This is a genomic window from Variovorax sp. W2I14 (assembly GCF_050435205.1).
Lineage (GTDB): Bacteria > Pseudomonadota > Gammaproteobacteria > Burkholderiales > Burkholderiaceae_C > Variovorax > Variovorax paradoxus_C.
The window spans coordinates 4,373,056-4,387,233 of sequence record NZ_JBNDJX010000001.1 but is presented as its reverse complement, the minus strand read 5'-3'; the positions used below and the strand labels follow the sequence as shown (position 1 = coordinate 4,387,233).

The 14,178-nt window shown below is 67.1% G+C and carries 13 protein-coding genes; 12 read left to right on the top strand and 1 reads right to left on the bottom strand.

What is annotated here, in order from left to right:
- Window positions 1-63 precede the first annotated feature (63 nt).
- The 6 genes from QF040_RS20675 (at window position 64) to QF040_RS20650 (ending at window position 8,024) form a co-directional block, all read left to right on the top strand.
- Window positions 64-1,746, top strand: coding sequence for an AMP-binding protein (locus QF040_RS20675; RefSeq protein WP_429612614.1), 1,683 nt, complete (start codon window positions 64-66; stop codon window positions 1,744-1,746).
- Window positions 1,743-3,401 carry a carboxyl transferase domain-containing protein gene (locus QF040_RS20670; RefSeq protein ID WP_429612613.1) on the top strand — a complete coding sequence of 553 codons (1,659 nt, stop codon included), beginning with the start codon at window positions 1,743-1,745 and terminating at the stop codon, window positions 3,399-3,401. The genes QF040_RS20675 and QF040_RS20670 overlap by 4 nt, the downstream gene beginning before the upstream one ends.
- Window positions 3,402-3,414: 13 nt before the next feature.
- The gene (locus QF040_RS20665) at window positions 3,415-4,209 is read left to right on the top strand and encodes an enoyl-CoA hydratase/isomerase family protein (protein WP_429612612.1); all 795 of its coding nucleotides are present in this window, start codon (window positions 3,415-3,417) and stop codon (window positions 4,207-4,209) included.
- 16 nt (window positions 4,210-4,225) lie between these two features.
- Window positions 4,226-4,897 (top strand): DUF4126 domain-containing protein, encoded by a 672-nt coding sequence (locus QF040_RS20660; protein WP_429612611.1) that lies wholly within the window; start codon window positions 4,226-4,228, stop codon window positions 4,895-4,897.
- Entirely contained in the window at window positions 4,890-6,977 is a 2,088-nt protein-coding gene (locus tag QF040_RS20655; protein WP_429612610.1) for a biotin carboxylase N-terminal domain-containing protein, read from the top strand. The genes QF040_RS20660 and QF040_RS20655 overlap by 8 nt, the downstream gene beginning before the upstream one ends.
- A 90-nt stretch (window positions 6,978-7,067) precedes the next feature.
- Window positions 7,068-8,024 (top strand): DUF4349 domain-containing protein, encoded by a 957-nt coding sequence (locus tag QF040_RS20650; RefSeq protein WP_429612609.1) that lies wholly within the window; start codon window positions 7,068-7,070, stop codon window positions 8,022-8,024.
- An 18-nt stretch (window positions 8,025-8,042) separates the two neighbouring features.
- Here the strand turns inward: QF040_RS20650 and QF040_RS20645 are convergent, their stop codons facing one another.
- A complete protein-coding gene (locus QF040_RS20645; protein WP_429612608.1) occupies window positions 8,043-8,357 on the bottom strand; it encodes an EthD family reductase in 315 nt (104 codons plus the stop codon).
- A 90-nt stretch (window positions 8,358-8,447) separates the two neighbouring features.
- Here QF040_RS20645 and QF040_RS20640 point away from each other — a divergent pair, with 90 nt between their 5' ends.
- From QF040_RS20640 to QF040_RS20615, 6 genes are all read left to right on the top strand, one after another.
- Entirely contained in the window at window positions 8,448-9,368 is a 921-nt protein-coding gene (locus QF040_RS20640; protein ID WP_429612607.1) for a 2-hydroxyacid dehydrogenase, read from the top strand.
- A 90-nt stretch (window positions 9,369-9,458) separates the two neighbouring features.
- Complete coding sequence (locus QF040_RS20635; RefSeq protein WP_429612606.1) at window positions 9,459-10,208, top strand: IclR family transcriptional regulator; 750 nt, start codon at window positions 9,459-9,461, stop codon at window positions 10,206-10,208.
- Window positions 10,205-10,606 carry a cupin domain-containing protein gene (locus QF040_RS20630; protein ID WP_429612605.1) on the top strand — a complete coding sequence of 134 codons (402 nt, stop codon included), beginning with the start codon at window positions 10,205-10,207 and terminating at the stop codon, window positions 10,604-10,606. Before QF040_RS20635 ends, QF040_RS20630 begins: the two co-directional genes overlap by 4 nt.
- 26 nt (window positions 10,607-10,632) lie before the next feature.
- Window positions 10,633-11,646, top strand: coding sequence for a Bug family tripartite tricarboxylate transporter substrate binding protein (locus tag QF040_RS20625; protein ID WP_429612604.1), 1,014 nt, complete (start codon window positions 10,633-10,635; stop codon window positions 11,644-11,646).
- A gap of 134 nt (window positions 11,647-11,780) precedes the next feature.
- Complete coding sequence (locus tag QF040_RS20620) at window positions 11,781-13,007, top strand: CaiB/BaiF CoA transferase family protein (protein ID WP_429612603.1); 1,227 nt, start codon at window positions 11,781-11,783, stop codon at window positions 13,005-13,007.
- Complete coding sequence (locus QF040_RS20615; RefSeq protein WP_429612602.1) at window positions 13,004-14,173, top strand: acyl-CoA dehydrogenase family protein; 1,170 nt, start codon at window positions 13,004-13,006, stop codon at window positions 14,171-14,173. The genes QF040_RS20620 and QF040_RS20615 overlap by 4 nt, the downstream gene beginning before the upstream one ends.
- The last annotated feature ends 5 nt before the right edge of the window (window positions 14,174-14,178 follow it).

Sequence of the window (14,178 nt, the reverse complement as noted above, 5' to 3'; positions counted from 1 at the left end):
CTTGCCCCCATCCCGACCTTCCCCCGGAAGGGGAAGGAGCAAGACAAAACGGAGACAAGGAACATGAGCATGATTGCTGCGTTGACCGAGAGCTACGGCAAGGGCGTCACCGACGTCCCGCTGATCGAGCAAACCATCGGCGACTTCTTCGACGACATGGTCGAGAAGCAACCCGATCGCGAAGCCCTCGTCAGCCGCCACGAAGGCAAGCGCTTCACCTATCGCGAACTGCAGACCGAGTCGAACAAGCTCGCGAGCGCGCTGCTGAACCTCGGCCTCGCGACCGGCGACCGCGTCGGCATCTGGTCGCACAACAACGCGCCCTGGGTGTTGATGCAGATCGCCACCGCCAAGGTCGGCCTCGTCCTCGTCAACATCAACCCGGCCTACCGCACCTCCGAGCTCGAGTACGCGCTCAACAAGGTCGGCTGCAAGGTGCTGGTGACGATGGCGCAGTTCAAGACCAGCGACTACCTGGGCATGCTGCGCGAGCTGGGTCCCAAGCGCCTGCCGCAGCTGCAGCACACCTTCTGGATCGACGGCAAGGCCGCAGCCGATGTCGAAGAGCCCGGCATGCAGCGCTTCAGCCAACTGCTCGCGAGCGGTGATGCATCCGACCCACGCGTAGCGGCCGTCCAGAAGACGCTGAAGGCCACCGACCCGATCAACATCCAGTTCACCAGCGGCACCACCGGCTTTCCCAAGGGCGCGACGCTCACGCACCGCAACATCCTGAACAACGGCTTCTTCATCGGCGAATGCATGAAGCTTTCGCCTGTCGACAGGCTCTGCATTCCGGTGCCGCTGTACCACTGCTTCGGCATGGTGCTCGGCAATCTCGCCTGCCTCACGCACGGCTCGGCGATCGTGTACCCGAACGACGGCTTCGATCCGCTCACCGTGCTGGAGACCGTGCAGGCCGAGAAGTGCACGGGCCTGCATGGCGTGCCCACGATGTTCATTGCCGAGCTCGACCATCCGCGCTTCAAGGAGTTCGACCTCTCCACGCTGCGCACCGGCATCATGGCCGGCTCGCCGTGCCCCATCGAAGTGATGAAGCGCGTGGTGAACGAGATGCACCTGGGCGAAATCACCATCGCCTACGGCATGACCGAGACCAGCCCGGTGAGCTGCCAGAGCAGCACCGACACGCCACTGGACAAGCGCGTGTCCACCGTCGGGACGGTGCAGCCGCACCTCGAAGTCAAGATCATCGATCCGGAAACCGGCGCCGTCATGCCCGTGGGCAAGTCGGGCGAGCTCTGCACGCGCGGCTATTCGGTGATGCACGGCTACTGGGAAGACGAGCCGAAGACGCGCGAGGCCATCGATGCCGAGCACTGGATGCACACCGGCGACCTCGCCACCATGGACGCCGAGGGCTACGTGAACATCGTCGGACGCATCAAGGACCTGGTGATCCGCGGTGGCGAGAACATCTACCCGCGCGAAATCGAGGAATTCCTCTATCGCCACCCGAAGGTGCAGGACGTGCAGGTGGTCGGCCTGCCCGACAAGAAGTACGGCGAAGAGCTGTGCGCCTGGATCATCGTCAAGCCCGGCCAGACCGCAACCGACACCGAGATCCGCGACTTCTGCAAGGGCCAGATCGCGCACTACAAGGTGCCGAAGTACATCCAGTTCGTCACTGAATTCCCGATGACGGTGACCGGGAAGATCCAGAAATTCAAGATCCGCGATGCCATGACCGAGCAACTCGGTCTCACGCAAGAAAAGACAGCATGAGCAAACTCGAAACCAAACTCAACGCACGTTCGGCTGACTTCCAGGCGAATGCCGCAGCGATGCGTGCGCTGGTCGACGACCTGCACGCGCAGTTCGCCAAAGTGGAGCAGGGCGGCGGCGACGCCGCGCGCGCCAAGCACACGGCGCGCGGCAAGCTGCTGCCGCGCGATCGCGTGGCAGAGTTGCTTGACCCCGGCACGCCGTTCCTCGAAATCGCGCCGCTCGCCGCGCATGCGATGTACCTCGATGCCAAGGGTGCGGAGTCCGCACCCGGCGCCGGCATCATCGCGGGCATCGGCCGCGTGAACGGCGTGGATTGCATGATCGTCTGCAACGACGCGACGGTGAAGGGCGGCACCTACTACCCGATGACGGTGAAGAAGCACCTGCGCGCGCAGGAAATCGCCGAACAGAACCGCCTGCCCTGCATCTACCTGGTCGACTCGGGCGGCGCCAACCTGCCGAACCAGGACGAGGTGTTTCCCGACCGCGACCACTTCGGCCGCATCTTCTTCAACCAGGCCAACATGAGCGCCCAGGGCATTCCGCAGATCGCGGTGGTCATGGGCTCGTGCACGGCGGGCGGCGCGTATGTGCCGGCGATGAGCGATGAATCGATCATCGTGAAGAACCAGGGCACGATTTTCCTGGGCGGTCCGCCGCTCGTGAAGGCTGCGACCGGTGAGCTTGTCACGGCCGAAGACCTCGGTGGCGGCGATGTGCACACGCGGCTCTCGGGCGTGGTCGATCACCTTGCGCAGAACGATCTGCATGCGCTGGCGCTCGCGCGCTCGGCGGTGGCGAATCTCAACAGGACCGTTCGCACTGAGCCTGTCGAAGTGTCGCGCGAGGCTTCGACAAGCTCAGCCCGAACGGGCGGGGTGGTGCCTCCCCAGTTCCCGCGCGAAGAGCTCTACGGCGTGATTCCCACCGACACGCGCAAGCCCTTCGACGTGCGCGAGATCATTGCGCGCATCGTGGACGGCAGCGAGTTCCACGAATTCAAGGCGCGCTTCGGCGCCACGCTGGTCTGCGGCTTCGCGGAGATCGAGGGCATGCCCGTCGGCGTCATCGCCAACAACGGCATCCTGTTCAGCGAGTCGGCGCAGAAGGGCGCGCACTTCATCGAGCTGTGCTGCCACCGCAAGATCCCGCTGGTGTTTTTGCAGAACATCACCGGCTTCATGGTCGGCCGCAAGTACGAGAACGAAGGCATCGCGCGCCACGGCGCCAAGATGGTGACGGCCGTGGCCACCGCCAACGTGCCCAAGTTCACCATCATCATCGGCGGCAGCTTCGGCGCCGGCAACTACGGCATGTGCGGCCGCGCGTACAGCCCGCGCTTTCTCTGGATGTGGCCCAACGCACGCATCAGCGTGATGGGCGGCGAGCAGGCCGCGAGCGTGCTGGCGACGGTGAAGCGCGACGGCATCGAATTGAAGGGCGGAAGCTGGAGCAAGGACGAGGAAGAAGCCTTCAAGGCGCCGATCCGCCAGCAGTACGAAGACCAGGGCCATCCGTACTACGCGACGGCGCGATTGTGGGACGACGGAATCATCGATCCGGCCGACACGCGCCGCGTGCTCGCGCTGGGCCTGGCCGCGTCGCGCAACGCGCCGATTCCCGAGCCGAAGTTCGGCATCTTCCGCATGTGAGGAGGCGCACGGCATGAGCAGTACCTTCACCAAGCTGAACCTCTCCATCGACGGCGCCATCGCCCGCATCTGGCTCGACCAGCCCGATGCCCGCAACGCCTTCGACGATGTCGTCATCGCCGAGCTGACGCAGGCCTTCACCGAAGCCGGCGCCGCACCGCAGGTGAAAGCCATCGTGCTCGGCGCGAACGGCCCGGCCTTCTGCGCAGGCGCCAACCTCAACTGGATGCGCCGCATGGCGGACTACACGCGGGGCGAGAACATCGCCGACGCGGGCAAGCTGGCCGACATGCTGCGCACCATCGCCGAGTGCCCCAAGCCCACCATCGCGCGCGTGCAGGGCGATGTGTATGCGGGCGGCATGGGCCTCGTCGCGGCATGCGACATGGCCGTGAGCGTGGACACCGCCTGGTATTGCCTCAGCGAAGTCAAGATCGGCCTCGTGCCTGCCACCATCAGCCCGTATGTGCTGCGTGCGATGGGGACGCGCGCCTCGCAGCGCTACTTCCTCACGGCCGAGCGCTTCACCGCCGCCGAGGCACACCGCATCGGCTTCGTGCATGAAGTGGTGGCTGCCGGTGCGCTCGACGCCAAGGTCGATGAACTGCTGAAGGCGCTGACCGGCGCGAGCCCAGCCGCTGTGCGCGCCTGCAAGCAGTTGATCGCCGATGTGGACGGCCGCGAGATCGACGACGCGCTCATCGCCAAGACGGTCGAGGGCATCGCCGATATCCGCGCGAGCGAAGAAGGCCGCGAGGGCGTGCAGGCCTTCCTGCAGAAGCGCAAGCCTTCCTGGCTCGCGGGCTGACCGACAAGGACGCGCCATGAACGCACTCGACATGCCCCAGTTGCTCGCGCTCGCCGCAGCCATCGGCTGGGCCAGCGGCGTGCGCCTGTACCTCGTGGTGCTGCTGACGGGCATCGTCGGCTACTTCGGCTGGGTGCCGCTGCCGAGCGGGCTTCAGTTGCTGGCGCATCCGGTGGTGATCGCGGCCAGCGGATTCATGGTGTTCATCGAGTTCTTCGCCGACAAGATCCCGGGGCTCGATTCGCTCTGGGACGTGGTGCACACCGCGATCCGCATTCCCGCGGGTGCCGCGCTCGCGGCCAGCGTGTTCGGCGCGGACCATGGCGTGATGGCCATCGTCGCCGCGCTGGTCGGCGGCGGCTTCGCGGCCACCGCGCATGCGGCCAAGGCCACCACGCGCGCAGCCATCAACACCTCGCCCGAGCCGTTTTCCAACGTGGGCGCTTCGCTGGTCGAAGACACGATGGTGCCGGCCGGGCTGTGGCTCGCGGTGGCGCATCCGCTCGTCTTTCTCGTGCTGTTCGTCTTCGTGCTGGTGCTCAGCGTGTGGCTCATTCGCAAGAGCTGGCGTTTCTTGCGCGCGCTGTTCAGCCGCGTGGCCCGCATCTTCAGCGGCCGACCCGATCCGGGCGTCGTGCCTGCGTTTCAACTGAAAAAGAATCCTCCGGGAGACACTCCGAATGTTTAAGAAAATCCTGATCGCCAACCGTGGCGAGATTGCGTGCCGAGTTGCGGCAACTGCTCGTCGTATGGCGATTCGCACGGTCGCCGTGTACTCCGATGCCGACGCGCATGCCAACCATGTGCGCGCCTGCGACGAGTCGGTGCAAATCGGAGGCAGCGCCCCCAAGGAAAGCTACCTGCGCTGGGAGCGAATCCTCGAGGCCGCCAAGGCCACGGGCGCCGAAGCAGTGCATCCCGGCTACGGCTTTCTGAGCGAGAACGAAGAGTTCGCACAGGCGTGCGCCGACGCGGGGCTGGTCTTCATCGGCCCGCCGCCCTCGGCAATCAAGGCGATGGGCCTGAAGGCCGAATCGAAGCAACTGATGGAGAAGGCCGGCGTGCCGCTGGTGCCCGGCTACCACGGCCACGACCAGGACCCGGCGCTGCTGCAGCGCGAGGCCGACCGCATCGGTTACCCGGTGCTCATCAAGGCGAGCGCGGGCGGCGGCGGCAAGGGCATGCGCGCGGTGGACAAGGCCGCGGATTTCGAAGCGGCGCTCGCCTCGTGCAAGCGCGAAGCCATCAACAGCTTCGGCGACGACGCGGTGCTGATCGAGAAGTACGTGCAGCGTCCGCGCCATATCGAGATCCAGGTGTTCGGCGACACGCAGGGCAATTACGTCTACCTGTTCGAGCGTGACTGCTCGGTGCAGCGTCGCCACCAGAAGGTGCTGGAAGAAGCGCCCGCGCCCGGCATGACCGAGGCGATGCGCAAGGAAATGGGCGATGCGGCCGTGGCGGCTGCGCGTGCGGTGAACTACGTTGGCGCGGGCACGGTGGAATTCATCGTCGAGCAACGCGAAACTCGCGCCGCGCCGGGCCGCCCCAAGCAAGCGAGCGCCCCCTCGGGGGGCAGCGAGGACACGTCAGTGCCGAGCGTGGGGGCCGATGCTGTCGAGATGAACTTCTTCTTCATGGAGATGAACACGCGCCTGCAGGTGGAGCATCCGGTGACCGAAGCGATCACCGGCCTCGACCTCGTGGAGTGGCAACTGCGCGTGGCCTCCGGCGAGACGCTGCCCGCCAAGCAGGCGGACCTGCAGATCCACGGCCACGCCATCGAAGCGCGCATCTGCGCCGAGAACCCCGACAACAACTTCCTGCCCGCCACCGGCACGCTGCGCGTGTACCGCAAGCCCCAGGCGACCGCCTTCCAGCGCAGCCGCGTGCGCATCGACGACGGCGTGCGCGAGGGCGGCGAGATCTCGCCCTTCTACGACTCGATGATCGCCAAGCTGATCGTGCACGGCAGCACGCGGGCCGAGGCGCTGGCCCGGCTCGACGCCGCGCTCGCGCAGGTGCAGATCGTGGGCGTGGCGACCAACGTGCAGTTTTTGCGCGGCATCCTCGCGACCGAGTCGTTCTCGAAGGCCAACCTCGACACCGCGCTGATCGAGCGCGAGCGCGCCGTTCTGTTCGACCGCGAGGCACTGGGCCTGCCGATGGCCGCCGCCGCCGCGATCACGCGCACGCTGATCACCGAGTGGCCCGCGAAGATGCCCGATCCGTTTGCCCGCCGCGACGGATGGCGCGCATTGGGCGAATACCGCCGCCACTTCGACTTCGAGTTCCGCGGTGCGGAGCAGACGGCCGTGCTGGCCTACAAGCGCGACGGCGGCCTCTGGCTCGAAGCCGGCGGCACGGCCGGGCCGCTGGTCATCGGCCAGTTCCCGACCGGCGAGTTCGAGGTCGAGTTCGGCGGTTCGCGCCAGACGCTCGACGTGCACCTGGACGGCGCCACGGCCCACGTGTTCGCCGCGAAGGGTGCCACGAAGATCACCGCCATCGACCGCCTCGCCCACGCGGGCGACACGCAGGCCGAAGGCGGCCGGCTCACCGCGCCGATGCCCGGAAAAGTCGTGTCCTTCGCCGTGAAGGCGGGCGACAAGGTCAGCCGCGGCCAGCCGCTGGCCGTGATGGAAGCTATGAAGATGGAGCACACCATCGCGGCGCCGGCCGACGGTACGGTGGAAGAACTGATGTTCTCGCCCGGCGAGCAGGTGGCCGAGGGCGAAGAGCTGCTGCGAATGGCCGCCGCGGCCTGACCAGCTTCGCGGGCGTTCCGCGAATTCGTTAACCCCGTTGCGGGGGCTCGCCCGTATCAGTTGCGGTAGTCATCACTTCAAGGGATTTTCATGACGCATCGCAAGCCCTCCGCTTCGCCCCTCTTCGCTCGCCGCAACGCGGGCCTCGCCGCCGTCACGTTGGCCGCCGCGCTCGCACTCGCCGGTTGCCAGCGCAACGAGGTCGCCTCGCTCGACGCGGCGCCACCGCCAGCGCCCATGTCGGCCCCCACGGGCTTTGCCGGCGGCATGGCGATGAAGGAGCGATCGCGTGCCGCTCCCCAGGTCGAGCAAGCCTCTGCCGCCGCCGATGCAAGTCAAGGGCAAGAGGCGCCGCTGCAGCGCTTTCTCGCGGTACGGCAGGACCTGAACGTCGAAGTGCCGCCCGAGCAGCTCGCCGAAGCCTGGGGCAAGGTGCGCGACCTCTGCGGCACGCTGCAGTGCGAGTTGCTGTCGTCCTCGCTGCTGCGCGAAACGCCGCAGCAGCCCGGCAATGCCATGCTCGAGATGCGCGTGGCGCCGGCCGACGTCGACAAGCTGCTCAGCGGCCTCGCGGGCGTCGCCAAGGTGGTGTCGCAGAACACCACGAGCGAGGACAAGACGGCCGAGGTGATCGACGTCGAGGCGCGCATCAAGAACCGCATCGAGTTCCGCGACAGCCTGCGGCTGATGCTGCGCGACACGGTCACCAAGCGCACCATGGCCGACCTGCTGGCGATCCAGCGAACGCTGTCCGACACGCAGGCCGAGCTCGACGCCATCGCCACCCAGCGCAAGGTGCTGGCGCAGCAGACGAGCAAGCAGCACATCCAGATCCAGTTCACGCCGAGCCGCACGCTGGTGCAGGGCGGGCGCAGCTACAACCCGATGGTGCGGGCGCTGCGCGAAGCCGGTTCGGTGCTTGCGGAAAGCGTGGGCGTGCTCATCACCTTCCTGGCGGCTGTGTTGCCGTGGCTGTTGCTGGTGGGGTTGCCGCTCGCGTGGCTGGTGCGGTTGGTGTGGCGCCGCCGCCGCGCGAAAGCGGCGTGAGCGAAGGGAGGTGGGCGGTCAGCCCACCACCACTTCACTGATCTGCATCACCGGCGCGATGTCGGTGTAGTTCTTGATATCGCCGTTGATCTCCTTCGCATGCGGCCCGAACGCCTTCTGAAAGGCTTCGACCGATTCGCAGAACACATGGCACATGCCGATGTAGGTCGGCGGTGATCCAGGTGCGCCGCCGCCCAGTCCCTTGTCGATGGTGTACGAAAGGCAGGCATCGCCCATGCGCGCCTTCAGCAGCGGCATGTGCTTGTCGCGGTAGTAGGCGTGGTCGAAGCGGGCGTCGGCCGTGTAGGGGTACATCACGCTGACTTTGATCATGGGTGTCTCCGGATGAGCTGAGGTGTGGGTGGCGTTCGAGCATAGCCATCCATGGGCATTGCGTCAGCGCCCTCACTAAGATTCGTCCCCATGCGAATCACCGTCTACCTCACCGACAACCGCCCAGACCCCTGGATCGAAGGCCTCAAGGCCGAACTCCCCGATGCCGTCATCGAAGCATGGAAGCCCGGCGCGCCGCAGGCCGACCACGCCGTGGTGTGGGCGCCGCCGCAGGAGTTCATCGACCAGCAGCCGCAACTGCGGGGCATCTTCAACATCGGCGCGGGTGTCGATGCGCTGCTCAAGCTCAAGGTGCCCGCGCACACGCGCATCGTGCGGCTCGACGATGCGGGCATGTCGGTGCAGATGGCCGAGTACGTGTGCCACACGCTCATCCGCCACTTCCGCGAGTTCGATGTGTACGAAGCCGACGCGCGCGAAGGCAAGTGGAGCTACCGCAAGCCGAAGCTGCGGCGCGATTTTCCGGTCGGGATCATGGGGCTCGGCGTGCTGGGCGAGCGCGTGGCCAAGGCCGTGGCGCAATTCGAGTTCCCGGTGCTGGGCTGGAGCCGCTCCCCCAAGGCCATCGATGGCGTGCAGGTGTTCAGCGGCGAAGCGCAGTTCGACGAGTTTCTCGCGTCCACGCGCGTGCTGGTCAACCTGCTGCCGCTGACCGATGCGACGCGCGGCATCCTGAACCGCAAGACGCTGGGCAAGCTGAAGCCCGAGGGCTATCTCATCAGCATCGCGCGCGGCGGGCATCTGGTCGAAGACGACCTGATCCCGATGCTCGATGCCGGCGAACTCGCGGGCGCGACGCTCGATGTGTTCCAGGTCGAGCCGCTGCCGGCCGACCATGCCTTCTGGCGCCACCCCAAGATCACCGTGACCCCGCACGGCTCGGCGCGCACGCTGCGCGAGGAGTCCATCACCCAGATCGCCGGGAAGATCCGCGCGATGGAAGAGGGGCGGCCGGTCAACGGCATCGTCGATCCCGTCCGCGGCTACTGACGCGATGCGCTACCGACGATCTGGCTGAAAGGAGGCGAACAAAGGGGAAACCCTGACACGTTTGTTTTTCACATACGAGAAAATTTCTTCATGGTTGTGAAAACAGCGTTTCGCGTGATCGAGATCGTCGAGCTCTTTGCCCGGGAGAAGCAGCCGCTGGCGCTGTCCGAGATGGCGCGGCTGCTCGACATGCCGGTGTCGAGTTGCCTCGGTCTCATCCGCACGCTCGAAGAGCAGGGCTACATGTACGAGACCGGCCGTCGCCAGGGCTACTACCCGACGGGCCGGCTGCTCGCGATGGCGCAGGTCATCGCCGCGCACGATCCGGTGCTCGACCGGGTGAAGGCCACGCTCGAAGAACTGCGCGACGCCGCCCGCGAGACCGTGGTGTTCGGCAAGTTCCGGGATGCGGGGCACGTCGTCTACCTCGACGTGCTGAGCGCGCCGCAGCGCATCCGCTACACGGCCGAATCGGGCGAGACGCGCCCGGCGTATGCCAACTCGCTGGGCCGTGCGCTGCTCTCCACGCTCGCGCCCGAGGCGCGCCGCAAGCTCCTCGAAGGCACGGCGCTCCTGCCACTCACCGACGCCACGCTCACCACCGCCGACGCCATCGAGGACGAACTGCAGCGCTCCGCCGCGCGCGGCTGGTACGGCAACCTCGGCGAAAGCATTCCCGACCTGATCGGCCTTGCCTGGCCGCTGCGCATCGGCGGCGAGGCTTATGCGATCTCGGTCGCCGGCCCGCGCTATCGCGTGGAGCCGCGCATCGAGGACATCGCCGCGATGCTGCGTTCGGCGTGCCTTGCGATCGAACCCAAGACAGAAAGCCCCCGATGACTGCCACCGCTACCGCCACCGCTGCACGCTACTTCGTCCGCGAGGACGAGATCACCGGCTACCACCCTGCCAACCACACCGGCACGCTGAACAAGCGGCTGATCGGCCCCGAGACCGTGGGCGCAAAGCAGCTCGAGGTGCTGGTGGGACACATCCAGAAGGGCAAGGGCGCGCTGCCGCATGCGCACCCGGGCATCGAGCAGGTCTGCTACATGCTCGAAGGCCGCGCGGTCGCCGAGGTGGGCGGCCAGCGGCAGGAGCTGCACCCCGGCGACAGCTGCTTTTTTCCGGCCGACGCGATGCACACCTTCACGGTGGTGAGCGACGAGCCGGTGCGCGTGCTGGTGATCTACAGCCCGCCGTACGAGGAACTGCCGGAGCGCGTGAGCCGGCCCTGAACGACAACCACCCGGAGACAAAAACCATGCAGACGAAGAACGCGACAGAAACAGTCGCGGTGGAAAGCCGCCGCCGTTTCATTTCCATCAGCGCCGCGGCGGGCCTCGCAGGGGCCGCGCCCTGGGCCTTCGCGCAGGACAGCGGCTACCCGAAGCAGCCGATCAAGCTCGTCGTGCCCTTCGCGGCCGGCAGCGGCACCGACGCGGTGGCGCGCATCACCGGGCAGATGCTCGGCGAGGCGCTCAAGGGCTCGGTCATCGTCGACAACAAGGCGGGCGCCAACGGCGTGATCGGCGCGGAGGCGGTGGCCAAGGCGCCGCCCGATGGCTACACGCTCTTCATGACCACCAACACCACGCACTCGGCCAACCCGAGCCTCATGAAGTCGCTGCCCTACGACCCGGTGAAGGACTTCGCACCGGTCAGCCGCATGGGCAACCTGCCGTTCATGCTGGTGGTCAACAACGACCTGCCGGTCAAGAGCGTGGCCGAGCTGCTGGCCTGGGGCCGCGCGCATCCGGGCAAGCTGACCTATGCGAGCGGCAACAGCACCGGCATCGTGAGCGGCGCCACGCTCTCGCGCATGAGCGGCGTGCCGATGCTGCACGTGCCCTACAAGAGCACGCCGCCGGCGATTGCCGACCTGATCGGCGGGCAGGTGTCGATGATGGTGGTCGACCTCGCCGCGGGGCTCACCACGGTGAAGGCCGGCAAGATGCGCGCGATCGCGGTCACCACGCAGGAGCGCACCAAGCTCTTTCCCGAACTGCCGCCGCTGGCCGACACGCCGGAGCTCAAGGGTTTCGACATCACTTCGTGGAACGGCGTGTTCGCGCCGGCCGGCACGCCGCGCGACATCGTGCTCAAGCTCAACAAGGCGTTGTCGGAGATGGCGAATGGCGCGGTGTTTCGCGAGCGCGTGAGCAAGCTGGGCTTCGATGCGTTCGGCAGCACGCCGGAGGAGCTGGGTGCGTTCACCGTGTCCGAACTGGCCAAGTGGAAGAAGCTGATCCAGGCCGCCGGCATTCAGCCCGAATGAGCAATCTGTGTTTCTCCCTCTCCCGCTGGGGGAGGGCCGGGGTGGGGGCAAGCGGGCGTATCCATCGGGCGCTCTGCCTGCCCCCATCCCAGCCTTCCCCCAGAGGGGGAAGGAGCCAATACCAACACCAAGACATGAACAGCACCGGACCCCTCGACGGCATCCGCATCCTCGACCTCACGGCCGTGGTGATGGGCCCCTACGCCACGCAGACGCTCGGCGATCTTGGTGCCGATGTCATCAAGGTCGAGCCGCCTTCGGGCGACAACCTGCGTGCCGTCGGCCCGATGCGGCACGCCGGCATGGGCGCGATGGCGATGCACCTGAACCGCAACAAGCGCTCGATCGTGCTCGACCTGAAGCAGCCCGAAGGCCGCGAGGCGTGCCTGCGGCTTGCGGCGGGTTGCGATGCGCTCATCTACAACACGCGCCCGCAGGCGATGGCGCGGTTGGGGCTCGGCTATGAGGCCGTGGCAGCGGTCAACCCGAAGATCGTTTATCTCGGCGCGTTCGGCTACGGCGAAGACGGCCCGTACGCCGGCAAGCCCGCTTACGACGACCTGATCCAGGGCGCGGCCGGCGTCGCCTCGCTTTTCGCGCAGCAAAGCGGTGATGCGCCGCGCTACGCGCCCGTCACGCTCGCCGACCGTGCCGTGGGCCTGCAGGCCGCCATCGCGCTGCTCGCCGCGGTGCTCAGCGCACAGCGCACTGGCAAGGGCCAGGCGGTCGAGGTGCCGATGTTCGAGGCGCTCTCGCAGTTCGTGATGGGCGACCACCTCGGCGGCCACAGCTTCGAGCCGCCGCTCGGCCCCACCGGTTATGCGCGCCTGCTCGCGCCGCACCGCAAGCCCTATGCGACGGCCGACGGCCACCTCAGCGTGCTCATCTACAACGACAAGCACTGGCAGGCTTTCTTCGACGTGATCGGCCGACCCGAGCTGCGCGCCTCACCGATGTTCGGCACGCACACGGCGCGCGCCGCGAACATCGGCGCGGTCTATGCGTTCGTCGCCGAAGTGATGGCCACGCGCGGCAGCGACGAATGGATGGTGGTGCTGGAAGAGGCCGACATTCCGGTCGCGCGCCTGCACACGACCGAAAGCCTGCTGGGCGATCCGCACCTGCGCGCTGTCGGTTTCTTTCCCGAGTTCGATCATCCGAGCGAAGGCCGCATCCGCACGCTCGCGCCGGTTGGGCGCTACAGCGCCACGCCCGCGTCGATCCGCCGCCCTGCGCCGCGCATCGGCGAACAGAGCGTGGAGTTGCTGCGCGAAGCAGGCTACACGGACGACGAGATCGACCGGATGCTTGCGCGCGGCGTCACGCTGCAGCCGGAACCCACGAAAGACAACAGCGAATGAATTTCTCCCTGAACGAAGACCAGCGCTCGCTCGTCGCCGCCATCGAGCGCCTCTGCGAAGACTTCCCCATCGACTACTGGCGCGACCACGACGAGCGCGCCGCGTTCCCGCACGCGTTCCACCGCGCCGTCGCCGAAAGCGGCTGGCTCGGCATCGCGATGCCCGAGGCGCAGGGCGGCGCGGGCTTGGGCATCACCGAGGCGGCGCTGATGATGCGCGCCATCAGCGCGTCGGGCGCGGGCATGTCGGGCGCGTCGTCGGTGCACATGAACATCTTCGGCCTCAACCCGGTGGTGGTGTTCGGCAGCGAGGCGCAGCGCCAGCGCTTTTTGCCGCCGTTGATCGCGGGCACCGAGAAGGCCTGTTTCGCCGTGACCGAGCCCGATGCGGGGCTCGACACCACCAGCCTCAAGACGCAGGCGGTGCGCCAGCCGAATGGCAGCTATCTGCTGCACGGCCGCAAGATCTGGATATCGACCGCGCAGGTGGCCGACCGCATGCTGATCCTCACGCGCACCACGCCCATCGACCAGGTGAAGAAGCCCACGCAAGGCCTCACGCTGTTCTATACGGCGCTGGACCGCAGCAAGGTCGAGGTGCGAGAGATCCACAAGCTGGGCCGCGCGGCGGTGGACTCGAACATGCTCTTCATCGATGGCCTCGAGGTGCCGGAAGAAGACCGCATCGGCGAGGAAGGGCGCGGCTTCGAATACATCCTGCACGGCCTCAACCCCGAGCGCATATTGATCGCGGCAGAAGCCATCGGCATCGGCCGCGCCGCGCTGCGCATCGCCTCGCAGTACGCGCAGGAGCGCGTCGTCTTCGGCCGGCCCATCGGCCAGAACCAGGGCGTGGCGCATCCGCTCGCACGCGCCTGGGCCAACCTGGAAGCGGCCGACCTGATGATGCTCAAGGCCGCCACGCTGTACGACGCGAACGAGCCCTGCGGCATCGAGGCCAACGCCGCCAAGTACCTCGCGGCCGAGGCGGCGCACGACGCCTGCCAGAACGCCGTCCTCACGCTGGGTGGCATGGGCTATGCCAAGGAATACCATGTCGAGCGGTTGCTGCGCGAGAGCTACATTCCGCGCATCGCGCCGGTGAGCCCGCAGATGATCCTGAACTTCATCGCCGAGAAGGCGCTGGGGTTGCCCAAGTCGTACTGACCACT